The organism is Faecalimicrobium dakarense (assembly GCF_000499525.1).
GTDB lineage: Bacteria > Bacillota > Clostridia > Peptostreptococcales > Peptostreptococcaceae > Faecalimicrobium > Faecalimicrobium dakarense.
In genome coordinates this window covers 45,617-69,679 of record NZ_HG529329.1, presented here as the reverse complement: position 1 = coordinate 69,679, position 24,063 = coordinate 45,617, and the positions used below count along the sequence as shown (strand labels likewise).

Here is a 24,063-nt window from a genome sequence, read left to right as displayed (position 1 = left end):
ATAAAAGAATAAGGGGGGGAGTGTATGAAAGAGCTAAAAGGTAAAAATTATATATGTTCAAATGAAGGAACAATAAATAATGACTCTATAGGATGGAGTAGAAATGTGTTTAAAAACTGCGATATAGAGACAGGATTCTTTAGAAAAAAAATATGGAATCATTATATGTGGATGAATGAAAAGTTTATATGTACATTTGCCCTAGTAAAACTAGATTATATAGGCTTAATATATGTAGATTTTTATGATATAAGAAAAGATAATGAAATTCATAAGAGTATTTACATACCACTTTGTAATGGAATGATTATACACAATAACATAGGTTCATATGCTCATTTTCAAAACAAACAAATGTATGCAAATATTATAAGAGTTAGTAACAGTTTAAACGTTATACTAAAATGGGATGAAATTGATATAGATGTAAGCATAGATATAGAAGATGAATCTTTAAATGTTTTAGTACCTTGGAGTGATAAATTGTTTCACTATACTTCTAAGCAGTTTCCATTAAAGTCTAGTGGATATATTCAAATAGGAGAAGAACAATGCTATATTGAGGAATCTATGGCTTTTATTGATTATGGAAGAGGTATTTGGGAAAGAGAGAAATCTTGGTATTGGTTAACTTGTGGATTTGAAAAAGATGATAAAAGGATAGGATTAAATTTAGGAGCTAAGTGGACAGATAATACAGGTGTCAATGAAAACTGTATAAAGATAAATGATACTATAGTAAAAATAAATTCTGATGTAGAGTTTAATAAGATAGATGAAGAAAACTGGAGTATAAAATCTATAGATAGTAATGAAGTTGACTTAGTATTTAATATGATAAATTTAAATGAAAAACTATCTAATAAATATATTGTAAAATCTGATATGAAACAGAGAGTGGGAAGATTAAGTGGTATTGTAAAACTAAATGATGAAGATATTGAATTTGAAAGTGTTATTTGTTGGTTTGAAGACCACTATGCAAAATGGTAATAACAAAAAGGATTAACTAATTAGTTAATCCTTTTTTGTTACTTTATAATATTTAGTTCTTTTGTATGTTTATTTAGTATTTCATGACCATCTTCTGTAACAAGCACTAAATCTTCTATTCTAACTCCAAATTCACCTGGTAGATATATACCTGGTTCAACAGAGAAAATCATTCCTGGCTTTAATACATCAGTGTTTACTGCTGAAACGTCTCCCATATCATGAGTTTCAAGCCCTATAGAGTGACCTGTTCTATGAGTAAAGTATTTACCATATCCTTTTTCTGTTATATAATCTCTCGCTGCTTTATCTATGTCACAGAATTTTACTCCTGGTTTTACTATTGATATTGCTTTTTTATTAGCTTCAAGCACTATTTCAAATACTTCTTTAGCCTTTTGAGGTGCTTCTTTGTAAAATACAGTTCTTGTCATATCAGAACAATATTTATCTTTTACGCATCCTATATCTAATATTACAGCATCTCCAGATTTTAATTTATTATTTCCACATTTAGCATGAGGATCAGCACCATTAGCACCATATGCAACTATTGGAGAGAAAGAAAATCCATCAGCACCAAGATCTTCATAAATTTTAGCTAATTCTGATGCCATTTCTTTTTCAGTTAAGTCTTTTAAAAGAGTTTTTTGAAGCTTATCCATGGCCATGTCATTTATATTTGATGCTTTTCTCATTAAATCCTTTTCTTCTTCATCTTTTTGCATTCTTAAAGTATCTATTATGTAAGATGAGTTTATAAATTTTGTATTTTTTAAAGATTCCATAAGAGCTAGTAAAAATCTTGCTGGCCAAGATTTATCTATACCCATTACTTCTTTTTCATTTATGTAAGTAGATAATAATTCTATAGGATTTTGAGTATCATTAAACCAAACTTTTTCAACTCCAAGGTCTTCACTCACTGGGAATAGTTCATTTACAAATAACTTATTATTACCATTTGTGTTTATGTATAAGGCTAAGAATCTTTTACCTGGATGTATCATTTTTCCAGTTAAATAAAATATTGATGTAGGATCTGTAACTATCATTTGAGTTAAATCATCATTTTTCATAATTGATATAACGTTTTCAAGTCTATTTAATTTCATATGAACACTCCTTATATTTATAAATTTAATATTTATAGTATAGCATAGCATTGAGGATATATCAAAATATTAAGAAAATAACAAAAATATATCGTTATTCTGAATTTGTTGAATATAAACTAATAAATTCATATAATTTATATAGAAATTAACTAAATAATATTGATTTATTAGTTTATAGATAAAGAGGGGATGAATTTATGTGGAATAGTAAAGAAGCACTAAAAGGATTAGCGCTAGAATTAGTAAAAGTGCAAAGTATATCTAATACAAAAGGTGAAATAGATATGGCAAATTTAGTTTATGATAAATTATCGCAATTAGATTATTATAGGGAAAACCCAAACCATTTAAACTTAGTTTCTGTTAATGATGAGTTAGGAAGATTTTGTGTATGTGCACTAATGAAGTCTAAAAAGCAAACTAAAAAAACATTACTTACATTATGCCATTTAGATACAGTTGGAGTAGAAGATGCAGGAAGTCTAAAAGAATATATATTTGACGCAAATAAATACACAGAAAAATTAAAAGAAAATATAGATAGTTTAGATGAGGACTCAAAAAAAGATTTATTGTCTGGAAATTGGTTATTTGGCAGGGGAATAATGGATATGAAAACAGGGCTTGCTATACAAATGTCTTTAATAGAGCATTTTAGCAGTTTAGAAGATTTTGAAGGAAATATAATGCTAGTAGCTGTAGCTGATGAAGAAGCAAATTCAGCAGGTGCTATAAGTGTAATACCTTATATTAATAAAATTTTAGAAAAAGAGAATTTAGAACCTGTAGCTGTATTAAACTGTGAGCCAGATTTTTCATTATATAAAGGTGATGGTAATAAGTATATCTATACAGGATCTTGTGGTAAATTACTTCCAGGATTTTTTGTAGTGGGAAAAGAGGTGCATGTCGGGGAAATCTTATCTGGTATGAATGCAAACTTGATAGGAAGTGAGCTTATAAGAAGACTTGAGCTTAACACAGACCTTTGTGATAAAATAGGTGAGGATATAACTATGCCACCTACTTGTCTAAAATATAAAGATAATAAGGATGAGTATAATGTACAAACTCCTATATCATCTACTATATATTACAACTTACAAACTTTTAAAATAACACCTAAAGAAGTATTAGAAAAGTTAAAAATAGTATGTTATGAAGCTATAACTGCTTCTATGGAAAAATTAAATAAAGCAAGAATAGAATATGAAAAAATCACTAATGGCAAATATATAGCAAAAGATATAGACATGAATATAAAAGTCTTAACTTTCGATGAATTATATAGTCAAGTATTAATGGATAATGGGAAAGAGTTTAATATACATTTAGAAAATAAAATAAAAGATTGGTTAAAGGATAAAAATATGGATGAAAGAGATTTAAGTAGTGCTATAGTAAGTGAAGTACACAAATTCTCTAAAGATAGAAATCCAATGATTATAATATTTTTTGCTCCACCATATTATCCAAATGTTGGTATTAATAACGAGTTAGAACTAGATAAAAAGCTTTTAAAAGTAGTAGATAATATTATTCAATATAGCAAAGAAGAGTATAATATAGAAATTAAAAAACAAAATTATTTTCAAGGTCTATCAGACCTTAGCTATTTTAGATTGGAAAATGAAGATGACATTATAAATTTTTTAGGTCCTAATATGCCTATTATTAAATATAAGTATAAATTACCACTAGAAGAAATAAAAAAACTTAATGTACCGGTTGTAAATCTAGGGCCTCATGGCAAAGATGCTCATAAATTTACAGAGAGAATATTAGTGGATTACTCTTATGATATATTGCCTAGACTAATTAAAAAATAGTAATAGATATATTAAAATAAATTATTCTAAAAACATAACTACTTACATAAATAATTTAATAGTCAAATATTTAAAGTGTAAAAACTTTACAACTAAGGAGGTAGTTATGGGAAAATTTAATTTTTTAGAAACAAAAATAGAAGACTTATATATAATAGAGCCTTATGTATTTAAAGATGATATGGGCTATATTATGGAGATGTATAACGAAAGAGCTTTTAAATCTTTTAACTTAGATATAGATTTAAAATTTGTTCAATTTAATGAAGTAAAGTTTAAAAAGGGAGTGCTAAGAGGACTTAGATTTCAAGAAAAGCACGCTCAAGATAAATTAGTAAGAGTAGTAGAGGGAGAAGTATTTGATGTAGCTGTTGATTTAAGAGAAAATTCACCAACTTATTTAAAATGGGAAGGTATTACATTATCTTCTGAGAATAAAAGACAACTTTATGTCCCAAAAGGGTTTGCCCACGGATTTTTAGTTTTATCAGACTATGCAGTAGTAAATTGTAACTATACACAATACTATCGTCCAGAATTTGAAACAGGAATTGCATATAATGATCCAACTTTAGATATAAATTGGCCAATTGATGATATAGATAAAGTATTACTTTTAGATAGAGATAGAAATTGGGAAAATATAAAATAGAGCTATGTTTTAATTAAAACATAGCTCTATTTTATATCAAAATCTATTTATTATTTATAGCAGTATTTGCAAATTCAGTATTAACTATGTTGCTATAAGGAGGCTCTTTATCTAATTCATTAGCTTCCTTCATAACATCCATTAAAGTATTTAAAGATTCTTCTTTTAATAAAGGATCAGAAGACCATGCATCTATTGATTTATATCTATCAACAACTTTTATTAAATCATCCATTTCTATATCCTCAAAGAATGGGTGCATAGCCTTAGCTATTTCTTCATTAGAAGCAGTTTGAACCCATTGTTGACCTTTATATAGTGCATTAGTAAATCTTTGTAAAAGTTCAGCATTATCAGCCATATATGATTTTGTAGTAGAGTAAGCAGTGTAAGGTATCTCACCAGAATCTTTACCTATTGAAGCAACTATATGTCCACTACCTTCTTTTTCCATTTGAGTTCCAGTAGGTTCAAATACTGTTGTAAAATCAGCTTCACCACCAGCAAAAGCACCCGCCATTACTCCGAATTGTACATCAGTTCTAACATTAGTCTCACCTTTAGCTGTGTTTTCACCTATTGTAAGTCCATTTTTCTTTAATACATATTCAAAAGTCATTAGAGGAACTCCACCTTTTCTTCCTCCAAGTATTTCTTTACCTTTTAAGTCTTCATATTTGAAGTTAGGCATTTCTTCTCTAGCCATTAAGAAACTTCCATCTCTTTTAGTAAGTTGAGCAAAGTTTACTGCATAATCTTTACTTCCTTGATTGTAAACATAAATTGATGCTTCAGGTCCCATAAGACCGATTTGGGCTTCACCTGATATTAAAGCAGCCATAGTTTTATCAGCACCTTGAGTATTTATGAGATCAATATCAATACCTTCATCTTTAAAGAATCCTTCAGTTATAGCTGCGTACTGTGGAGCATAAAATACTGAATGAGCAACCTCTGCAATAGTAACTTTATCTAATTTCTTTTCTTCTGGAGCTTTAGTAGTGTTACTTGTACATCCTGTAAGCAAAAGGGTACTTAATGCTAAGGAACTAGTAAGTGCAATAAATTTTTTGAACATATACATCCCCCTCTATAAAATTTTGTAGTATTAAAAATACTAATAATATTATATATTATTATTTTTATAGTTTAATTGTTACCTTTAAGAGGGATGTATCAATAATTTAAAAGATTAATTTTATTATTTAAAATTTATATTTTATATATAAAATAAATATCTATCTTCTTGAATTATATATTTTTTCAACAATATTTAAAATTTCATACATAACCCAAGCACAAAATGCTAAAACAAATACTCCCATCATAACTAAATCTAATTTAAATACTTGGCTACCATAAACGATTAGATATCCAATACCACTTCTAGAAACTAAGAACTCTCCTACTATAACACCAACCCATGCCATACCAATATTTATTTTAGTAAGATTTATAAGGTTTCCTATATTTGCAGGAAGTATTAGTTTAAATAATACTTGATGTTTTTTTGCCCCAAAGCTTTTAAGCATTTTAACTTTTTCCTCATCAACACTTATAAAGTATTGATAAGCTGATAGAATTGTAACAACTACTGAAATAGTAACAGCAGTTACAACTATACCTGAAATTCCAGCTCCAGCCCAAACTATAATAATAGGAGCTAAGGCAGTTTTAGGAAGAGCATTTAATACAACTAAAAATGGATCTAGTATCTTTGATAACTTTTTAGACCACCATAGTGCTATTGCTACTAATATACCAAGAACTGTACCAATTACAAGTCCAAGTAAAGTTTCATAAACTGACACCCATACATGTTCTAGAAGCTGGCCATTTTGGATATATTTCATAAATAAGTGATATATATCACTTGGCTTACTAAATAAGAATGTATTTATAATATTGTAATTTGCAAGAACTTCCCATAAAACTAAAAAGCCTACTAATATAATTATTTGAAAGAATAATACATTTCGTTTTTCGACTTTAGTCTTTTTGATATAATCTAAATAACCTTGAGAATCTTTACTTAACCTCATTAGAATCAAACTCCTTCCATAACTTATCGAAGTAGTCTTGGAACTTTGGAACTTTACGTGTTTGAAGAGGTGTTAAATCCTTATCTTCACGAAGATTTATAGTGTATATATCTTTTACAGTAGAAGGTCGTTTAGATAGTACTGCTACTTTATCTGACATACTAATAGCTTCAGATATATCATGTGTAACTAAAATTGCAGATTTATTTTCATTTCTTATAATCTTATAAACATCATCACTTACTAAAAGTCTTGTTTGATAATCAAGTGCAGAGAAAGGCTCATCAAGAAGTAAAATATCAGGATTTACTGAAAGAGTACGAATAAGAGCAACTCTTTGTCTCATACCACCAGACAGTTCTTTTGGAAACATATTTCTAAACTCCCAAAGCCCATAAGTTTTTAAAAGCTCTTCAACTCTAGCTATTGCTTCAGGTGTTTTTTTCTTTTGGATTTCAAGACCTAATGTTATATTATCCATTATGTTTCTCCATTCTAGTAGATGGTCCTTTTGAAACATATATCCAATATTTCCATTTACGACTACATCTCCATTAGTTGGTTTTAAAAGTTTTGTCAGAATGTTTAAAATTGTTGACTTTCCACACCCAGAAGGGCCAAGAAGTGTTAAAATTTCTCCTTCTTCTAAAGAAAAGTTCATATCATTTAGAACCTGTAGTTCGCCTTCTTTGTTGTAGAAAGTCATCGAAAGATTTTTGACTTGTACTATATTACCCAAGTTGTCACCCCCATTTGAAATTGGAACTATACTCTATAGTATTAAATTTGAAGTGGATTTGTACCATATTGAGTATAGATAAAACAAAATATAAGAGTATGAATAAAATAAATGTTTTAATTAAAAGGAATTTGTAGATTATTAGTGAATATACTAATTGTATTTATATAATTACAATAATAAAAGTAAAGGAGAAGTTTTATGAGTTTTGAAGTTGTAGATGGGTTAAGGACTGTTAACCTAGACATGATAGCAACTGTGGCTTTGGCATCCTTAATGTTATTATTTGGTAACTTTATTAAAAAGAAAATTACAATTCTAGAAAAGTTCTGTATACCAGGACCCGTAGTTGGAGGACTTTTAGTAGCAATCATAGTATTAATTCTAAAAGCTAGCAATATCTTAAATATATCTATGGATACGACTCTTCAATCACCTTTCATGATAACATTTTTCACAACGGTTGGATTAGGTGCAAGTTTTGCATTAGTTAAAAAAGGAGGTAAACTACTTATAGTTTACTGGTTATTGTGTGGTGTTTTATCAGTAGCACAAAATTTAGTAGGAGTAATAGGAGCAAAATTAACAGGAATAGACCCTTTAATAGGGATAATGTGTGGAGCAGCATCTATGGAAGGAGGACATGGAGCAGCAGCATCTTTTGGTGCAACAGTAGAATCTTTAGGAGTTACTGGTGCAGCAACTATAGGTATGGCAGCTGCAACTTTTGGAGTAGTATGTGGTGGACTTATAGGCGGCCCAATATCAAGATACTTAATAGATAAATATAATTTAAGACCTACAGAAGATATAACTTCTAAAGATAGTGGGAATTCAGTTGGAGGAGGAGTATCAGCAGAAGAAGTTGCTGGTATAAAAATTAGTGAATCTTTCAACTCAAATACAATGATTGTACAAATTACTGTCATAGCATCATGTATGACAATAGGAACAGTAGTTAGTACGTGGTTTACTAATATAACAGATATTGTTCTTCCAGGATACGTTGGAGCAATGTTTATAGCAGTAATATTTAGAAATCTAAATGATAAATTAAAACTTGTAAATTTAGATTTATATACAGTAGATATAATAAGCAATGTATGCTTATCAATATTCCTAACAATGGCACTTATGACTATGAAGCTATGGGAACTAGCAGACTTAGCAGGACCAATGATTATTATAGTTGTAGCTCAAGTTGCATTTATAGCTTTATTTGGTGCATTTGTTGTATTTAGATTATTAGGTAAAAACTTTGATGCAGCAATAATGGTTGCAGGATTTTTAGGTCATGGTTTAGGAGCTACACCAAATGCATTGGCTAATATAAATTCAGTAACATCTAGATATGGAAATTCTACAAAAGCAATGTTAATAGTTCCATTAGTAGGTGCATTTTTAATAGATTTATTCGCTATACCTACTATAGTAACGTTTATAAATTTCTTTAGTTAATACTTAAGCAAGAAATATATATAATAAATAGCCATTCGTATATTAAAATATGAATGGCTATAATTTTAGGAGGGTTAATAATGGACAATGAGATAAAAGTAATAAGAAAAGATGAATATAAAACAAGCACATGGTCTGGAGGAACTACTACTCAGTTATACATATACCCAGAAGAATCACAGTACAGTAAGATGGAGTTTTTATTTAGAATAAGTTCAGCAAAGGTAGAAGTAGAAGAGTCAGTATTCACACAGTTACCTGGTATAAATAGAGAAATAATGATTATAGATGGAGAATTAGAATTAGAACACGAAGGTCATCATAATACTAAGTTAAGTAGATTTGATAAAGACAGATTTAGTGGGGATTGGACCACTAGAAGCTATGGAAAAGTAACTGATTTTAATCTTATGATGAATAATGGTTGTGATGGAAGTTTAGAACATATTGAGATTAAAAGAGGAAGTAGAAAGAATATTGAATTGTATAAAGATGAAAGATGGGACAAAGTAGCCAATGTTTTATATTGTGTAAATGGTAGCGTAGTTATAGAACTAGAAGAAAATATTGGTTTATATGAGGAAGATTTATTTGTATCTACCACGGATACAAATATTAATAAAGATAGTATTAGTATCTGCAATAGTTCAAATGAAGATTCAAATATAATTATTAGTAGAGTATATTTTTAGTTAGAAATATAAATAATTTAACAGAAATCGGAAAGTTTATATTTATATAAATAAAATTATTTTCAAAAAATTAATCTAATGATATACTAGGAATATTGACAATAAAAAATAATTATAAGCTCCATGGAGGATTTTATGAGTAATAATTTAGCAAAATCAGCATTTTGGCTTATGGTAGTTACTATGCTATCTAAAATATTAGGATTTACTAGAGATATAGTCCTAATGTATTTTTATGGGACTAGTGCACAAAGTGATATATATGTAACAGCTATGAATATACCGGTTGTGGTGTTTGCTGCTGTTGGGGTTGCACTTTCTACGACATTTATACCGCTTTATCAAGAAGCACTTGAAAATGGTGGACAAAAAAGAGCTCAAATATTTGCAAATAATATATTATGTATAGTTAGTATAATAAGTATATTTTTAAGTATATTTGGTTATATATTTGCCGAGCCTATAGTAAAGTTATTTGCTATTAGTTTTACTGGTGAAAAGTTAGCAATGACTGTTGAGTTTGTAAGAATAATAATAGTTGGTGTTTTATTTATAGGCCTTAGCAATATTATGACTGCTTACTTACAAATACAAGGAAACTTCACTATACCTGGTATGGTGCAACTTCCAAATAATATTATAATAATTATATCTATGGTAATTGGTGGTATTACAGGTGAATTCTATATACTAGCAGTAGGAGCCCTTATAGGTATGGCTTCACAATTTTTATTCCAAGTACCTTTTGCTATAAAGCGTGGATATAAGTTTAAGCCTGTAGTTAATTTTAAAGACAAGTATTTTAAAAAGATGATATGGCTAATACTTCCTGTTTTAATAGGTGTTGCTGTAAATCAAGTCAATGCTATGGTAGATAGAAGTTTAGCTTCAAGCCTAGGTGATGGGGTTATAGCTGCACTAAACAGTGCGAATAAGCTTAATTTCTTTGTTTTAGGACTATTTATAACTAGTATAGGTTCTGTTATATATCCTACACTTTCAAAATTATCTACTAATAATGATAACAGAAAGTTTGCAGATGCAGTATCAACTAGTGTAAACTGTGTAAGTTTAATAATACTTCCTATAACTGTTGGAGCTATAGTACTTGCGACTCCTATAGTTAGAATATTATTTGAAAGAGGGGCTTTTGATGATAAGTCTACTCAAATGACTGCAATTGCCCTTATATGTTACTCTGTTGGTATGATTGCTTATGGCCTTAGAGATATACTAAGCAAAGTGTACTATTCATTAAAGGATACTAAAACACCTATGATAAATGGGATAATTGCAGTGGTTGCTAACATATTCTTTGATATTACATTAATGAAAGTATTTGGTCTTGGTGGACTAGCACTTGCTACTAGTTTATCTTCTATAATATGTATACTATTATTATTTAGAGGATTAAAGAAAAAGATGGAGTACTATGGACAAGATAGAATAATTAGAACTTTTATAAAGTCTTTAATAGCTTCTATAGTAATGGGTGTTGCAACATACTTTATGTATAAGTTATCAAGTAATATATTAGGAGTTGGATTTATTCAAGATGTTATAGCTACTGGTATATCTGTGCTAGTAGGTGCAGTTGTTTATGGTATACTTATTAGTAAGTTTAAGGTTAGAGAAGTTAAGATGCTTAAGAATATGGTTATGAAAAAATTAAAAAGAGCATAATGAAAAACAAAGAGATCCATTATGGATCTCTTTTTATATTTAATAAATAGATTTTTTGTATATAAATTATTTAAAGAGCATTATAATATAACAAAGGTCACAATTGTTATATAATGTGAAATAAAAATATTTTGATATCATATAGATAAATAGGAATTTGTAAGGAGGTTAATAAAATAGAAAAATTTAATTTTGTTGAGGTGTTTATGAAAGAAATAGAGCGTAAAAATATTATAGATTTACCATATAGTTTGCACGATGCAAGAGTTAACAAGATTAATATAGTCTCAGATAAAGTAATGATGCATTTTAGTGAAGGTTACTATAAAATAGATAATGATTGTGAGCTAATAAAGGGTTACATAGAGTTTAATAATGTTGATTTAGATTATTGTTCTGTATGTATATTTGATTTAGAAGATGATTTTGGGAAATTTTCAGGAGAAAGGTTTAGTTTGCAAGATTTCTCAGAAAAGTTTAATAACATCGATTTAGAGATTATTGATGAAACTTATGGCTATAATCAATCAAAATTTTCAGGGTATATATACGAAGAAGATATGACTAAAGAATTTATTATTGAAATTTATCATTTTGATAATATGAAATATATCACAGAAGAATAAGATAAATTTCAATTTATCAAGCAGATTAAATGAACAATATTAATATTGTTTTTGAGCTTGTTAATCATAGGTATTTTAATAATTTGCCTGTTATTGTTAGTAGTGAGAAGAGCTTTGAGGAATTAATTGAGATTGATGAGGCTATTGGTAGTAGATTGATTGAGATGTGTAAGGGGTATAGGGTTGAGATTAGGGGGAAGAGGTTGAATTATAGGATTTATGGAAAATAAATATAAAGATTACTACATATCCATTGTATAAGTCATTTGATAGAACTCATTCAGCTCTATGTTACAAATCCAATCAGATGGAATTTTATCGACTCCTAGATAAGCCCCTAAAATATTTCGAGTAATTGCACCAGTACTATCGCTATCACCATCATGGTTTACTGAAGCTACTAATCCATTCATAAAATTATCACTATACTTTAATGCACAGTAAATAGCTATAGCTGAGGATTCTTCACCTAAGCAATATTCTTAATTCAAGATAATTATGTGCAATGAAAATAAGTTAATAAATTATAACAAATGCACTAGATAAATACCTGTGCATTTGTTATCTTTAAAGATAGTGTATAAAATGTATTCAAAGTGTACTATAATGGTAAAAGTATATGCCTATAAAAGATGGAAATATAATAAGAGAATAAACTATATTAGGAGGAATCACCGTGGCAAAATTAGAAGGAAAGACATTATCAGATAGTTTAAATTCGTTAAAATCATTTCATAGATTTCATGATTTTGAGTGTAGTGAGTTTGACGTAGGAATAAAGGCTATTTCAAAGTCAGATAAAAAAGTTATATTTGATAAACATGTTCCGGTACGTGTTGTATTTAATAAAGACAGACAATCTATAACTATAGTATGGCAAGAGGCTGGGATAAAAAATTATAGAAGCAAGCAGCTCTTTGAAAGGTATGATCCTAATTTTAATGAGATGATTATTGATGAAGATAATTTTTCTTTAGAAATTAATTCTACGGAGTCAGATAAAATACTAATTATTAATTACTAGAAGATAAATACAATAAAATGTAGAAATATCTTACAAGAAAGCAAGAGGTATAAATTATGGACGGAACTAAAAGAAGTGATATAAAAATAGGATCAAATGTTTTTGTAGTACAAAAGCAAGATCAAAGAAGCGGAAAGTTAACAGAAGGAATAGTTAAAAGAATTCTTACTAATTCACCAAATCATCATCATGGAATTAAGGTAATGCTTGAAAGTGGCATTGTTGGAAGGGTTAAAGAAATAAAAATATAAAAAATAGTATTTAAGCATAGGTTGAATCCTATGCTTTTAATTTTGCTCAAATAAATGTAATAGACTATATATTTATACTATTAGCTCTAAGTCATAAAAAGCTAAATTTATGAAAATAATGTAAGATAATAATAGATACAAAGTCAACAGATCACTTTATTATAAAATATAAAATAAATTATGTTAATTATACATAGACTTAAACAAGGGTAAGCTCTTAAAACAATAAAATAATGGGGGGATTTTGATGTTTTTTGATAGTTCCATTTTAATACCAGTGGTAGTAGGTGCAGTAGCTTTAGTTTTAGTTTTAGCTTTAGTATCTAGAGGCTATGTCAAAGCACCAACAGATAAAGCCTTTATAATCTCTGGACTTAGAAAACAGCCTAGAGTAGTGATAGGAAGAGCCACTATAAAAGTACCATTCTTAGAAAGAAAAGATGAACTAGCACTACAATTAATACAAATAGACGTTAAAACCGCTAGTACAGTGCCAACTGCAGATTATATCAATGTAAGGGTAGATTCAAATGTCAACGTAAAGGTAGGAAGTAGCGATGATTTAATAAAATTATCATCTCAAAACTTCTTAGGCAAAGATACTAACTACATAGCTAGTATAGCTAGGGAAGTGCTAGAAGGAAATGTTAGAGAGATAGTAGGCACAATGAAGTTAGAGGATATGGTAAAGGATAGAAAAAAGTTTGCTGAGGCAGTAAAAGAAAATGCAGAGCCAGACTTAAATGCAATGGGGTTAGAATTAATAAGTTTTAATGTTCAAAACTTTATAGATGATAATAAAGTAATAGAAAATTTAGGTATAGACAACATAGTGACTATACAAAAAAATGCTGAAATAGCTAAAGCAAATTCTGAAAAAGAAATAGCTAGGGCTAAGTCAAAAGCAGATAAAGAAGCCAATGATGCCAGGGTAACTGCAGAACAAGATATAGCAATAAAAAATAATGAACTAGCTCTAAAACAGTCAGAATTAAAGATAAAAGAAGATGAGAAAAAAGCTGAAGCAGATGCTGTATATAAGATAACGGAAGAGGTACAAAGAAAGAGATTAGAGACTACTAGAGCTGATGCAGATATAGAAAAACAAGAAAAGGCAATAGCTATAAGGGAAAAAGAAGCATTAGTAAAAGAAAGAGTACTTGAAGCCGAAATCAAAAAACAAGCAGAAGCAGATAAGTATAAAAGAATGCAAGAGGCAGATGCAGAGGCTTATGAAAAGCAAAAAGAAGCCGATGTAGAACAATATAAAGCTAAAAAAGAATATGAAATATTAAAAGACAAAGCAGAAGCAGAGTTAGTAGCAGAGCAAAAAAAGGCTGAAGGTATAAGTGCAGTAGGTAAAGCAGATGCGGAAGCTATAAAAGCTAAACTATTAGCAGAGGCAGAAGGTCTAGATAAAAAGGCAGATGCTATGAATAAGATGCAACAGGCAGCAGTAATAGAAATGGTAGTCGAAAAATTACCTGAGATAGTTAAAAATGCAGCATCTCCATTAGCAAACGTAGATAGTATAACAATGTATGGTGAAGGTAATGGTGCCAAGATGGTAGGCGATATCATGACTACTACAGATAAGGTAATAAAGGGATTAGAAGGTGCAGTTGGTTTAGATATTAAAGCACTAATATCAGGTGCACTAGGTTCTACATTGGTTGCAAATAAAAATAACTGTACTACTGTAGATGCTAAAAGTTTAGAATCTAAGGAAGATTAATAGTACAAAAACATTCAACTATGTCAAAAATCAGTGGATATTAACTTAAATTGATTGAGTATAAAACACTTATATTGTATAAATATAGGTGTTTTGTTTTTGTAAAGTTAGAAATGACGACAAAAGAAATTAGGGAAGCTAAAGATGAGGTAGATAATTTCTTTTTTATGCCTAAATATGATAAAATAATAGTATTATATACATAAAACAAGGGGGAATATGTTATGAGTAGCAATACGTTAGCAGGAATTGGAGATAAGGGAAGTAAACTTTGGATTCAAAAACTTGTAAATTTAAATAAGGGGAAAGTTCTATCAAATCATATTACGTGTATAGATAGTAGGATTAATGATATTACTTGGTTATCTCCAATAAAAGAAGATAATTATAATGAAATAAAAGATCTTAGGAATATAAAAAAAGGAAATGAAAGTATTATAACAAAAGAAGATTTAAGCTTTTGGCCTAAAAATGGTCCTTGGTGGGATGCAATTGGAATATGTGAAGATGAAACAATTATATTAGTTGAAGCAAAAGCACATATAAATGAAACACATACAAAATGTAGTGCTACAAGTAAGAGTAGTAAAGAATTAATAAATAAAACATTAAAAGAAGTTTATGAAAACTTATCAAATAATAAATTATGTGATACAGATTGGTTAGATAGTAAGTTTGATGTTTGGCATAATAAATATTATCAGATTGCAAATAGACTATCTTTTTTAGTAAAACTTAAAGAACAAGGTAAAAAAGTGAAATTAGTATTTTTAAATATAGCAGGAGATTCAGGATATATAGAAACTTCTATAGAACAATGGATTGAACATTACAAAAAAATATCAAGTTATATGGGTATAGATTTATTTAACTTAGAGGATGTAATTATACTAAATTTTGATGTAAGTAAACTATAAAACAGGGAGATAAAATGAATATAGTAAAATTGCTAGGAATAACATACAAAGAAGACATAATAAGTAACTTAATAGTTGGGTTAATAAATGAATCTAAATCATTTAGAAACTCATTTATTAGAAGTATTTTCAATATAGAGAATCCATCAAATTTTGATATTAAAGCATATACAAGAATTGCAACATCGGTTGGAGTTCCAGATATAGTTATAACATTAGAAAATGACAACTGCTCAAGACTATTAATAATAGAAAATAAATTAAAAGCTGATGAAGGAATTAATCAAACTTTAAGATACTCAGATGAAAAGTGTGTAGCTGATTTAGTAAATAATAAATTACTAGGGCTAAAAAATAAAGATGTAAAAATAGAGTTTATATTCTTGACATTGATGCCAGAGCAAAGTCCTATAGGTAATGAATTTAAAAATATTACATATAAAGATATAATCGAAGATGTAAAAGTAGAGATTGAAGATAAAGTACTAGAAAGAATATATTATGACTTTATATTTATACTAAAGGACTTCTATAAAGATTTAGATATTAATGAAGATGATAAACTTATAGATAGTTTAAGTAACGAAGAAGATAAAGATAGGGCATTTATAAAGTTTAAAAAGATAGCTAAATGCATAAATTGTAACGGTGGACTAAGCGTTAGAGAAATTGGCAAAGCAGGTGGTGTTGGAAGAGTAAGTTATTATGCAAAAATATCCAAAGATAGTTGGATAGGAAAAGATGAAGCAAAATTAATAAATAATACGTATAAAATAACAAAAGATAGCTATGACATACATTTAGAGCCATCTTTTGATATTTTCAATAAAAAGATAATACTACCTCTACATTATGAATCTAGACCATATATACCTAAAAAAGACTGATAGAAAAGACTAACGAAGAAGATTATAAAGAATATATGATTAAAAGGGAATACGTAAAAAATTTAATACATAATAAAATTTATGAGGTTGGAGATAGCAATATAAAAGCTTATAATGGTACTAATCAAATAGCATCTATTAATATATCGATAGATGAAAATATTACTATTAAAGAGTTTATAGAGCTAATTGAGAAGTATATGGTTATAGTAGAAAATATAGTAGATAGTTGTTTAGAAATAGATTATGTGGAATAAAATTTAATTTACTAGGTATTGATATAAATAATAAGGGTGTTGTACTTAACAACACCCTTATTTCATAATTATTATAGTTTTAGATAATTCATTAATACTATTAGATACTATCTGCGATATCTTTTAATAATGTGTTAATTTAAAATATAAAATAAGAAATCTAAAAAAGGATAGAGTAAATAGTAAAGTATTAGAGTAGATTGAAAAAATTTACACTAATACTTTACTATTTACTAAGATGGAGCCAAAATTATTGTCTTTTATTAGCATAAATATTACTCAATATCATCTTCATCCATATCTAGTTCTCTCTCAATTTTATCTTGCTTTTTTTTACTAATATAGTAAATAAGATAATTCATACCACTAAATGCTACTATAAAGGTTAAAAAGTAACTTAAAAGATCACCTATATCTTTTTCACCTGTTAACAAAGCAAAAAGAATAACAGATCCTACACCAGAAAATAGGATATTTTTAAAAAGGCGCTTACCTGAACCTTTATCATCGCCAAAAAGATTATTACCTATATTTAAATTACGAATAAGATTATAAAATCCAGCACCTACTAAACATAAAAATTCAGCCATATATTGGCTAGGTGGAGCTTGTAAAAAGAACTGTTGGACTACTACTAATATAAGCAATGCGTAAATTAATAATTGAAATCCATCACTTTGAATTTTTCTTCTTTGAGTTAAAACTCTTTCATCTTGATTTTTAACATTTTTCATTATTATTCCTCCCAAAATAAATCATCTAAGCTTTTCCCTAAAGCCTTACATATTGCAATACAAAGATTTAGAGTAGGATTATAGTTTCCAGACTCTATTAATCCAATAGTCTGCCTTGTTACTCCTACTGCTTTGGCTAAATCATCTTGTCTCATATCACATTCGATACGAGCTATTTTCATTCTTTTATTCTTCATATAAACCTCCTTATATTACATATGATATGATAAACCTAACAAAAAGTAAACTATATATTGCATTATGTTTTAAAAATTGGCTTTGTTAGCTTTCTTTGTGATAAATTTATAGAAAGGAAGTATCTAAAATATTTACATATAAAAAATGCTTAACACTTTTTCAAGTATTAAGCATTTATTTTATATGTTATTTCTTATTTGAATTGTTTGTTTTAAAGTTAATTTCATACGTAAAATCTACTGGATTTTTATCATCTGTAGGAGCTGCATAGGATGTAATCATATAGTTGTTTCCATCATGGAATAACTGTCTTAATGTCAATGCATCTTTTTGAGTTACATTAAATGGATTAACTGTAATAACCTTATAATTTGTTTTCTTTCCTTTTTTGTTTCCAACTTCTCTTTCATTAATAAATGTTACTGTGTAATTTACATATTCGCCTGATAATTCTTTAAAAGATTTAAAATCATCTATAGAACTTCCATCTTTAATATATCCAATTTCAGGAATTTCAATATTATCTATATACCAGCCAGCTTCATTGTTTCCCCAGTCTGTTAAATAACGGAAAGAAACTAATATTTTTTGACCAGCATATTTACTTAAATCAAAAGTTTCCTTCTTCCATCCGTCATAAGTCCCTGTAAATCCAGGAAGATTTTCTTTTATCTTTGGATATCCGTTATCTACAACGTCACTACGTGTATTTTCATTAGCTAAACTTACCCAAGTCTTTCCGTTATCTGTTGAAACTTGAACAACTCCAAAATCCCATTGCTCTTCTATATTAACAAGGTTATCAAATTTCAAAGTTGCTTTATCTTTATTAGTAAGATCTGCTTCAAAAATTAAACTATTATCTGCTTCATCACCTGTATTACCCCACAATACTTTATTGTTTGGATCTTTAGGGTCAGCTACTGATTTCCATGGACTTGATAAGAAATCTACACCATCAAAAGATATACTTCTAATTTTATCTTTAAAATCTAACATTTTAAAGTCTCCACCCCAAGCTGGAACCCCTGTTTTTTCAAACTGCAAAGCTTTTTCATAGTTTACTGTCATACCACGTTTTGTACCTTGTTTATCTACAGCAATATCTCTAAGATTGATACTGTCAAATTTATAAACTCCATTTCCAGCTCTATCACTATCTAAAGATAATGCAGTAATAAAGTTTTGATAAAGCTGAGTGAAAGTAAGTTTAGATCCATGAGCCTTTAATACCTCATTAATACTATTTATCCCTTGATTTTTATTTAATGCTAAGTCTTTAATAAAGTCTTTTCCAAATTTATCATTCATGTATAAAGTAAATAAATATACCTGACCATAATCAGCAATAGTTTCAGGACCTGTTGATGTCACTTTATGTTCATCCCAATTAACAAGTGAATTTTCTGGATGATCTAAATAGAAGTTAACAGAGCCTTCATTATGTCCATATCCACCAAGGTATTCAGAAAAAGTAGACATACCTTCATTAATCCATGTTTCTTCTGCACTATCATTATCTGCATGAATCAAATGTTGAAGCTCATGCATAGTTGTTCCAAAGAATGTAGATTCTAAACGAGTATCCCAATCTCTTGTATCTATTGTTATAATGTTTCTATCAATATAATTTTCAAGTGTTTGCCAGTAAAAACCTGCTACAAAGAATGGATAATTTGGATCATTGTAGTTATCATCTATAATATTATCTACTAGCATTATAACTTTTTCACTACCCTCATAGTAACCTTTAGGAATCCCTTCAACCTTTCCAGCTATAGTAGACTTTGAACCATCATGTACATCTGGAGTTCCAAAAAACTCAGTATCCTTTGGATAAATGTTTTTATCAAACTCATCACGAAGTTTATCTACCTGTCCTTGTGTAACTACATGAGCTGGACGAGGATCACCTTCTGGGAAAGATAAATCATTTGCTACCCAAATTTCAACATTTTCTCCAACGCTACGAAGAGTAAATTCTTTGAACTTTAATTTTCTATTTAAAAATAACTTTGTTCCTCCGTCGTATGTAAAGGAATTATTATTAGTTGAATCTGTTGATGACTGGTTTTCATTAAAATTAATTTGTGCTGCGTTTGCCTTGATATCCTTATCAGCTTGCCTTAGAAATGATGAATCTTTAGATAATTGTTCTAGTTTACTGTCTACATCAATACGATCTCCGTATTTTTCCACATTCCACTGTGGTGTAGTTTGTGCTTCTACTTCTAAGGGCCTTGCAGACAATGAAGCCAACATAGAAAATGATAATGCCCCTGCTGTTATAGTAGATAACAGTTTTTTGTTTTTCATTAAATTTCCCCCTCTTATTTATTGAATTTTCAAACTAATTGTATTTCAATAGTAGCATAATAAAGTTAGAAAATGAACAATTTTACATTTGCAAATTCATACTAAATATATTACATTTCTTCTTATTTCGAAGTATTATCTAAATACTATTCTTTTTAATATATTGGAGTAAAAAAATATCGCGAAAAAATGTATTTATTTGTAAAGTTTTATAAATATGGAGAAATATCAAATCATAGATTTGCCAAATATCAATAAAAAGGAGTCTTATTTTACGACTCCCTTATTTCATACTTATTATATTTTTAGATAATTCATTAATACTATCAGATAGAGTTTGTAGCTTACCTTCTATCCTAACAAGTAAATACATGCTAAGAGCTATAGGGAAACCTACAGAAGCTATCAATGTTTGAATTTCTGAATTCATCATATACACAACCTTTCGATAAATTTATAGTATAAAAGCTATGCAAGGGATATAAACCCCAGGCATAGCTTATAATTTTGAGCAAAGCGAATTTTACCCTATAACTAAGTCATAAGGAGTAGTATCTGTAACAACAACTTTAGCTTCAACAACTGCTACTAAATCCATTCCATTTGGAGCGAATATATTTTTAGCAAGTATCAACTCCATAACTGATTTTATTTCTTCTTCAGTTATATCATCTCTAGGATCTTCTACAGATAAAGAGATTTTTTTATCATCATTATTTTTAAAAGTCATAATTAACTTTTTATTAAGTTCCATATCAAATTCCTCCTTTCATTAAAACTTAATACAATGGTTTAGGCACCAAGTATTGTATTATCAACTTTGATTATGTCTAAAACACCATGTTCTTGCAGTCCCATTATAGCTTCAGCAACATCATATACATCTTGTAAAGAAGCATTATGTTTTAAAGAAGTATAAGATTTAGTTCTAGTTTTAGATTTGCCATCTACCATGCCTAAATCTAATCTTACTTTTAAGCTTGAAGGGTTCTTTATTTCAACAATAGCCATTATGTTTACCTCCTTTTAAATTTTATTTAAGAAAAGTAACAGCTAAACTTGAAAGGTTTCGCCAACACGTTGCTCAAGCAACGGACGCAGTCGTTGGCGACATGAAATGTAGCGCCCACGCAGTGGCTTAAGTGAAGCGAATTTTTGATTACTTTCTTGATATTAGTATAGGAGATTTGTTTTTTAGGTTATATTAAAGTATTTTAGAAAAAAGTTTAAATAAAAAATTTAAGATTTACAGACTTAGTTTGTTGTTATATAGGTGTCTTTAAATCCTTTAGGTATAGCTTCATTGTCCAAAATCTAGATACCATTTCATAGTTTCATCCCCTTATTATTTTTAAGATAATGTTACTAAATTTACTATTAAGAAGTATGTTAAAGAATTTTATAAAAGATATGTAGGTGATATAATTTAATTAAGATGGGAGGGATTTTATGCTTAAGTATTTGAGTAAAGAGGATCTACCTGAGTCAGTTTTAGACATTGTTGATACTATAGGTATTGATGCGTTTAAGGATTTGGTAAAGCTTTTAGGTGGGAGTAGTTTGTATATTCCTAATGAGAGTAGTCTTATTAAGTCTTTTAGGAATAAGAAGATTAGAGAAGATTTTGATGGGGACTATAAGGCTATTTCTAGAAAGTTTGGGATTAGTGAGGTTCAGGTTAGAAATATTGTCAACTTTAAGTAGGTATTTTACTTATATAGACAATGATGGTTAACCGATAAGTAGTTATGAAAATGTTAATCCCCCTACATTTAAAAATAGACGTAGGGGGATTAACATTTATTTTAAGCAAAGCGAATTTTTATAAAGAAGTTTCTTTTAAAACTATATTTTCGTTTCTTTCAATTAAATGTCTAATAGACCATTCATTTTGAAGTAACACTACTGGATTGCTATTTTTATCTTCAACTAGTATTGTATCCATTGGCATTGAAAGTTTATCTGATTTAAAAGTACCAGGTTCAATCCAACGTATATTACGATAAGGTAGTGTATGCATTAACATATCAACACCATATTCTTGCTTTAGACGATATTCTAAAACTTCAAATTGTAAAACTCCAACTACCCCTATAATAAGCTCTTCCATACCAGAATGAGGTTGCTTGAATATCTGAATAGCGCCTTCTTCTGCTAACTGTGTAAGACCTTTTACGAACTGTTTTCTTTTAAGAGCATTCTTTGTAGAAACTCTTGCAAAATGTTCAGGCGCAAATTGTGGTATACCAGTGTATTGTAAATTTGATTGCTTTTCACTTAATGTATCACCGATATTAAATATTCCTGGGTCATGTATACCGATAATGTCACCAGGATATGCTGAATCTATTATAACACGGTCTTGTGCTACAAACTGTTGAGGTTGAGAAAGTTTGACCTTTTTCTTTCTTTGTACATGAGTTACTGCCATACCTTTTTCAAATTTACCAGAGCAAATTCTAAGGAATGCAATTCTATCTCTATGATTTTTATCCATATTAGCTTGAATTTTAAATATAAATCCTGAGAAGTTATCAGAACTAGGGTCAATCTCACCTAAATTACTACTACGAGGAGTTGGTGGTGGTGTTATTTCTAGGAATGACTCTAAAAATGGTTCTACACCAAAGTTAGTAAGTGCACTTCCGAAGAACACAGGCGTTAATTCACCATTTAATATTTTATCTAAATCAAAATTATCTCCAGCAATATCTAAAAGTTCAATATCTTCTAGCAATTTTCCATGAAGAGCATCGCCTAATAAAGTATTAAATTTTTCATCAGATATATTTCCAGTTGTAGACTTAGCAATAGATTGTCCATGGTTACCATCATCAAATAATTCAACTTGATTTTTATGACGATTAAACACACCTTTAAACTCTTTACCAGAACCAACTGGCCAGTTTACTGGGCAAGAACGAATTCCTAAAACATTTTCAATATCTTCAAGTAGCTCAAATGGATCTCTTCCTTGACGGTCCATTTTATTGATGAAAGTGAAAATTGGAATTCCTCTCATTTTACAAACTTGGAATAATTTCTTTGTCTGATCCTCAACGCCTTTAGCAGAGTCAATAACCATTACTGCACAGTCTGCAGCCATAAGAGTTCTATAAGTGTCCTCACTGAAATCTTGATGCCCTGGAGTATCAAGAATATTTATGCAAAAGTTATTATATTCAAATTGAAGAACACTTGATGCAACAGATATACCTCTTTGTTTTTCAATTTCCATCCAGTCAGATACTGCATGTTTTTGAGATCTTCTTGATTTAACCGATCCTGCTTCACGAATGGCACCACCATATAATAGAAACTTTTCAGTTAATGTAGTTTTTCCTGCATCGGGATGGGAAATGATTGCAAAAGTTCTTCTTCTTTTAACTTCATCAATCAAGCTTAAATTTTGTTCTGTCATTTTTTATCATCCTTTATTTAATATATTAAGGGATTATAACTTATCTGGTTTGTGGATAAGATATAATCCTAACCGCTTCAACTTGAGCAACGGGATGCGAGCTTGCCGAAGTGGTTCGCCCACACGTGGCTCAAGCAGACGTTGGCGACATGAGCGAAGCGAATTTTTAATTTTACGATTATCCAAATATAAAAAATTATATTTATTAATAGTTTTAAAATAAACATAATTTTCTATGTACTATAAAAAACTATAATCCTATTGATATTATAACTTTATTGAAAAACTGTCAATATAGAAACCTTATGAAAATAGCTTTACTATAATTGATTTAATGTCAGTATGTCATAATTGGCATATGACTTTACATAGTAAAGGTGAAGTATATATTACAGATGAAATAAAGAGAATGTTTAGTATTCCTAGCTAACATTATTTAGTATAGAAAGTCATGAAAAGTTTTAATATGAAATATTGAAATTAGTCTAAAA

26 protein-coding genes and 1 pseudogene are annotated in these 24,063 nt (G+C 28.9%); 15 read left to right on the top strand and 12 right to left on the bottom strand.

Annotated elements, in window-relative coordinates; all coding sequences use genetic code 11:
* Positions 1–24: 24 nt before the first annotated feature.
* Positions 25–993: a DUF2804 domain-containing protein gene (locus BN899_RS08945; protein ID WP_052356769.1), complete on the top strand. Its 969-nt coding sequence runs from the start codon at positions 25–27 to the stop codon at positions 991–993.
* 38 nt (positions 994–1,031) lie between these two features.
* Here the strand turns inward: BN899_RS08945 and BN899_RS08940 are convergent, their stop codons facing one another.
* Positions 1,032–2,108, bottom strand: coding sequence for a M24 family metallopeptidase (locus BN899_RS08940; RefSeq protein ID WP_042274755.1), 1,077 nt, complete (start codon positions 2,106–2,108; stop codon positions 1,032–1,034).
* Positions 2,109–2,308: 200 nt separating this feature from the next.
* Here BN899_RS08940 and BN899_RS08935 point away from each other — a divergent pair, with 200 nt between their 5' ends.
* Both BN899_RS08935 and rfbC read left to right on the top strand, forming a co-directional pair.
* Positions 2,309–3,940: a M20/M25/M40 family metallo-hydrolase gene (locus BN899_RS08935; RefSeq protein WP_042274754.1), complete on the top strand. Its 1,632-nt coding sequence runs from the start codon at positions 2,309–2,311 to the stop codon at positions 3,938–3,940.
* Between the two features lie 106 nt (positions 3,941–4,046).
* Entirely contained in the window at positions 4,047–4,592 is a 546-nt protein-coding gene (gene rfbC / locus BN899_RS08930; RefSeq protein WP_042274753.1) for a dTDP-4-dehydrorhamnose 3,5-epimerase, read from the top strand.
* 43 nt (positions 4,593–4,635) lie between these two features.
* Here the strand turns inward: rfbC and BN899_RS08925 are convergent, their stop codons facing one another.
* The 3 genes from BN899_RS08925 to BN899_RS08915 form a co-directional block, all read right to left on the bottom strand.
* The gene (locus BN899_RS08925) at positions 4,636–5,670 is read right to left on the bottom strand and encodes an ABC transporter substrate-binding protein (protein WP_147568522.1); all 1,035 of its coding nucleotides are present in this window, start codon (positions 5,668–5,670) and stop codon (positions 4,636–4,638) included.
* Positions 5,671–5,830: 160 nt separating this feature from the next.
* Positions 5,831–6,634 (bottom strand): ABC transporter permease, encoded by an 804-nt coding sequence (locus tag BN899_RS08920; protein ID WP_042274750.1) that lies wholly within the window; start codon positions 6,632–6,634, stop codon positions 5,831–5,833.
* A complete protein-coding gene (locus BN899_RS08915) occupies positions 6,621–7,373 on the bottom strand; it encodes an ABC transporter ATP-binding protein (RefSeq protein ID WP_147568521.1) in 753 nt (250 codons plus the stop codon). Before BN899_RS08915 ends, BN899_RS08920 begins: the two co-directional genes overlap by 14 nt.
* A 201-nt stretch (positions 7,374–7,574) precedes the next feature.
* Here BN899_RS08915 and gltS point away from each other — a divergent pair, with 201 nt between their 5' ends.
* The 5 genes from gltS (at position 7,575) to BN899_RS08890 (ending at position 12,062) form a co-directional block, all read left to right on the top strand.
* The gene (gene gltS, locus BN899_RS08910; RefSeq protein ID WP_042274748.1) at positions 7,575–8,831 is read left to right on the top strand and encodes a sodium/glutamate symporter; all 1,257 of its coding nucleotides are present in this window, start codon (positions 7,575–7,577) and stop codon (positions 8,829–8,831) included.
* A gap of 80 nt (positions 8,832–8,911) precedes the next feature.
* Positions 8,912–9,523: a HutD family protein gene (locus BN899_RS08905; RefSeq protein ID WP_042274745.1), complete on the top strand. Its 612-nt coding sequence runs from the start codon at positions 8,912–8,914 to the stop codon at positions 9,521–9,523.
* Positions 9,524–9,658: 135 nt separating this feature from the next.
* Complete coding sequence (gene murJ, locus BN899_RS08900) at positions 9,659–11,206, top strand: murein biosynthesis integral membrane protein MurJ (RefSeq protein ID WP_042274743.1); 1,548 nt, start codon at positions 9,659–9,661, stop codon at positions 11,204–11,206.
* Positions 11,207–11,412: 206 nt separating this feature from the next.
* Positions 11,413–11,832, top strand: coding sequence for a hypothetical protein (locus BN899_RS08895; RefSeq protein WP_042274801.1), 420 nt, complete (start codon positions 11,413–11,415; stop codon positions 11,830–11,832).
* A gap of 29 nt (positions 11,833–11,861) precedes the next feature.
* Positions 11,862–12,062: a hypothetical protein gene (locus tag BN899_RS08890; RefSeq protein WP_042274742.1), complete on the top strand. Its 201-nt coding sequence runs from the start codon at positions 11,862–11,864 to the stop codon at positions 12,060–12,062.
* A 12-nt stretch (positions 12,063–12,074) separates the two neighbouring features.
* Here BN899_RS08890 and BN899_RS20980 read toward each other — a convergent pair.
* Positions 12,075–12,296: pseudogene (locus BN899_RS20980) on the bottom strand (ADP-ribosylglycohydrolase family protein); the annotation flags it as partial.
* Positions 12,297–12,508: 212 nt separating this feature from the next.
* Between BN899_RS20980 and BN899_RS08885 the strand changes: the two are divergent.
* The 6 genes from BN899_RS08885 to BN899_RS08860 all read left to right on the top strand — a co-directional run bounded on the left by BN899_RS08885 (position 12,509) and on the right by BN899_RS08860 (position 16,903).
* Positions 12,509–12,856: a hypothetical protein gene (locus BN899_RS08885; protein ID WP_042274741.1), complete on the top strand. Its 348-nt coding sequence runs from the start codon at positions 12,509–12,511 to the stop codon at positions 12,854–12,856.
* A gap of 56 nt (positions 12,857–12,912) precedes the next feature.
* Positions 12,913–13,107 (top strand): YwbE family protein, encoded by a 195-nt coding sequence (locus BN899_RS08880; RefSeq protein ID WP_042274740.1) that lies wholly within the window; start codon positions 12,913–12,915, stop codon positions 13,105–13,107.
* A 247-nt stretch (positions 13,108–13,354) separates the two neighbouring features.
* Positions 13,355–14,842: a flotillin family protein gene (locus tag BN899_RS08875; RefSeq protein ID WP_042274739.1), complete on the top strand. Its 1,488-nt coding sequence runs from the start codon at positions 13,355–13,357 to the stop codon at positions 14,840–14,842.
* A 224-nt stretch (positions 14,843–15,066) separates the two neighbouring features.
* Positions 15,067–15,759 carry a hypothetical protein gene (locus tag BN899_RS08870; RefSeq protein ID WP_042274737.1) on the top strand — a complete coding sequence of 231 codons (693 nt, stop codon included), beginning with the start codon at positions 15,067–15,069 and terminating at the stop codon, positions 15,757–15,759.
* Between the two features lie 14 nt (positions 15,760–15,773).
* Positions 15,774–16,646 (top strand): PD-(D/E)XK nuclease family protein, encoded by an 873-nt coding sequence (locus BN899_RS08865; RefSeq protein ID WP_042274736.1) that lies wholly within the window; start codon positions 15,774–15,776, stop codon positions 16,644–16,646.
* A gap of 35 nt (positions 16,647–16,681) precedes the next feature.
* Positions 16,682–16,903 carry a hypothetical protein gene (locus BN899_RS08860; protein ID WP_042274734.1) on the top strand — a complete coding sequence of 74 codons (222 nt, stop codon included), beginning with the start codon at positions 16,682–16,684 and terminating at the stop codon, positions 16,901–16,903.
* A gap of 275 nt (positions 16,904–17,178) precedes the next feature.
* Here the strand turns inward: BN899_RS08860 and BN899_RS08855 are convergent, their stop codons facing one another.
* From BN899_RS08855 to BN899_RS08830, 6 genes are all read right to left on the bottom strand, one after another.
* Positions 17,179–17,637: a DUF6773 family protein gene (locus tag BN899_RS08855; RefSeq protein ID WP_052356765.1), complete on the bottom strand. Its 459-nt coding sequence runs from the start codon at positions 17,635–17,637 to the stop codon at positions 17,179–17,181.
* A 2-nt stretch (positions 17,638–17,639) separates the two neighbouring features.
* Entirely contained in the window at positions 17,640–17,834 is a 195-nt protein-coding gene (locus BN899_RS08850; RefSeq protein WP_042274733.1) for a helix-turn-helix transcriptional regulator, read from the bottom strand.
* A gap of 187 nt (positions 17,835–18,021) precedes the next feature.
* Positions 18,022–20,151 carry a choice-of-anchor J domain-containing protein gene (locus tag BN899_RS08845; RefSeq protein WP_042274730.1) on the bottom strand — a complete coding sequence of 710 codons (2,130 nt, stop codon included), beginning with the start codon at positions 20,149–20,151 and terminating at the stop codon, positions 18,022–18,024.
* Positions 20,152–20,434: 283 nt separating this feature from the next.
* Complete coding sequence (locus BN899_RS08840) at positions 20,435–20,581, bottom strand: YvrJ family protein (protein WP_071162445.1); 147 nt, start codon at positions 20,579–20,581, stop codon at positions 20,435–20,437.
* A gap of 93 nt (positions 20,582–20,674) precedes the next feature.
* The gene (locus tag BN899_RS08835; protein ID WP_042274729.1) at positions 20,675–20,905 is read right to left on the bottom strand and encodes a DUF2922 domain-containing protein; all 231 of its coding nucleotides are present in this window, start codon (positions 20,903–20,905) and stop codon (positions 20,675–20,677) included.
* Positions 20,906–20,943: 38 nt separating this feature from the next.
* Complete coding sequence (locus BN899_RS08830; protein ID WP_042274728.1) at positions 20,944–21,162, bottom strand: DUF1659 domain-containing protein; 219 nt, start codon at positions 21,160–21,162, stop codon at positions 20,944–20,946.
* Between the two features lie 438 nt (positions 21,163–21,600).
* On the opposite strand from BN899_RS08830, the gene BN899_RS08825 reads away from it, so the two are divergent.
* A complete protein-coding gene (locus tag BN899_RS08825; RefSeq protein ID WP_042274727.1) occupies positions 21,601–21,855 on the top strand; it encodes a Mor transcription activator family protein in 255 nt (84 codons plus the stop codon).
* A 118-nt stretch (positions 21,856–21,973) separates the two neighbouring features.
* Here BN899_RS08825 and BN899_RS08820 read toward each other — a convergent pair whose 3' ends face one another.
* Entirely contained in the window at positions 21,974–23,572 is a 1,599-nt protein-coding gene (locus tag BN899_RS08820) for a peptide chain release factor 3 (RefSeq protein ID WP_042274726.1), read from the bottom strand.
* Positions 23,573–24,063 lie beyond the last annotated feature (491 nt).

Excerpts from the sequence above, each read along its gene's own strand:
- BN899_RS08945 (WP_052356769.1), top strand. The coding sequence starts at position 25 with ATGAAAGAGCTAAAAGGTAAAAATTATATATGTTCAAATGAAGGAACA.
- BN899_RS08940 (WP_042274755.1), bottom strand. The coding sequence starts at position 2,108 with ATGAAATTAAATAGACTTGAAAACGTTATATCAATTATGAAAAATGAT.
- BN899_RS08935 (WP_042274754.1), top strand. The coding sequence starts at position 2,309 with ATGTGGAATAGTAAAGAAGCACTAAAAGGATTAGCGCTAGAATTAGTA.
- rfbC (WP_042274753.1), top strand. The coding sequence starts at position 4,047 with ATGGGAAAATTTAATTTTTTAGAAACAAAAATAGAAGACTTATATATA.
- BN899_RS08925 (WP_147568522.1), bottom strand. The coding sequence starts at position 5,670 with ATGTTCAAAAAATTTATTGCACTTACTAGTTCCTTAGCATTAAGTACC.
- BN899_RS08920 (WP_042274750.1), bottom strand. The coding sequence starts at position 6,634 with ATGAGGTTAAGTAAAGATTCTCAAGGTTATTTAGATTATATCAAAAAG.
- gltS (WP_042274748.1), top strand. The coding sequence starts at position 7,575 with ATGAGTTTTGAAGTTGTAGATGGGTTAAGGACTGTTAACCTAGACATG.
- BN899_RS08905 (WP_042274745.1), top strand. The coding sequence starts at position 8,912 with ATGGACAATGAGATAAAAGTAATAAGAAAAGATGAATATAAAACAAGC.
- murJ (WP_042274743.1), top strand. The coding sequence starts at position 9,659 with ATGAGTAATAATTTAGCAAAATCAGCATTTTGGCTTATGGTAGTTACT.
- BN899_RS08895 (WP_042274801.1), top strand. The coding sequence starts at position 11,413 with ATGAAAGAAATAGAGCGTAAAAATATTATAGATTTACCATATAGTTTG.
- BN899_RS08890 (WP_042274742.1), top strand. The coding sequence starts at position 11,862 with ATGAACAATATTAATATTGTTTTTGAGCTTGTTAATCATAGGTATTTT.
- BN899_RS08880 (WP_042274740.1), top strand. The coding sequence starts at position 12,913 with ATGGACGGAACTAAAAGAAGTGATATAAAAATAGGATCAAATGTTTTT.
- BN899_RS08875 (WP_042274739.1), top strand. The coding sequence starts at position 13,355 with ATGTTTTTTGATAGTTCCATTTTAATACCAGTGGTAGTAGGTGCAGTA.
- BN899_RS08870 (WP_042274737.1), top strand. The coding sequence starts at position 15,067 with ATGAGTAGCAATACGTTAGCAGGAATTGGAGATAAGGGAAGTAAACTT.
- BN899_RS08865 (WP_042274736.1), top strand. The coding sequence starts at position 15,774 with ATGAATATAGTAAAATTGCTAGGAATAACATACAAAGAAGACATAATA.
- BN899_RS08860 (WP_042274734.1), top strand. The coding sequence starts at position 16,682 with ATGATTAAAAGGGAATACGTAAAAAATTTAATACATAATAAAATTTAT.
- BN899_RS08855 (WP_052356765.1), bottom strand. The coding sequence starts at position 17,637 with ATGAAAAATGTTAAAAATCAAGATGAAAGAGTTTTAACTCAAAGAAGA.
- BN899_RS08850 (WP_042274733.1), bottom strand. The coding sequence starts at position 17,834 with ATGAAGAATAAAAGAATGAAAATAGCTCGTATCGAATGTGATATGAGA.
- BN899_RS08845 (WP_042274730.1), bottom strand. The coding sequence starts at position 20,151 with ATGAAAAACAAAAAACTGTTATCTACTATAACAGCAGGGGCATTATCA.
- BN899_RS08840 (WP_071162445.1), bottom strand. The coding sequence starts at position 20,581 with ATGAATTCAGAAATTCAAACATTGATAGCTTCTGTAGGTTTCCCTATA.
- BN899_RS08835 (WP_042274729.1), bottom strand. The coding sequence starts at position 20,905 with ATGGAACTTAATAAAAAGTTAATTATGACTTTTAAAAATAATGATGAT.
- BN899_RS08830 (WP_042274728.1), bottom strand. The coding sequence starts at position 21,162 with ATGGCTATTGTTGAAATAAAGAACCCTTCAAGCTTAAAAGTAAGATTA.
- BN899_RS08825 (WP_042274727.1), top strand. The coding sequence starts at position 21,601 with ATGCTTAAGTATTTGAGTAAAGAGGATCTACCTGAGTCAGTTTTAGAC.
- BN899_RS08820 (WP_042274726.1), bottom strand. The coding sequence starts at position 23,572 with ATGACAGAACAAAATTTAAGCTTGATTGATGAAGTTAAAAGAAGAAGA.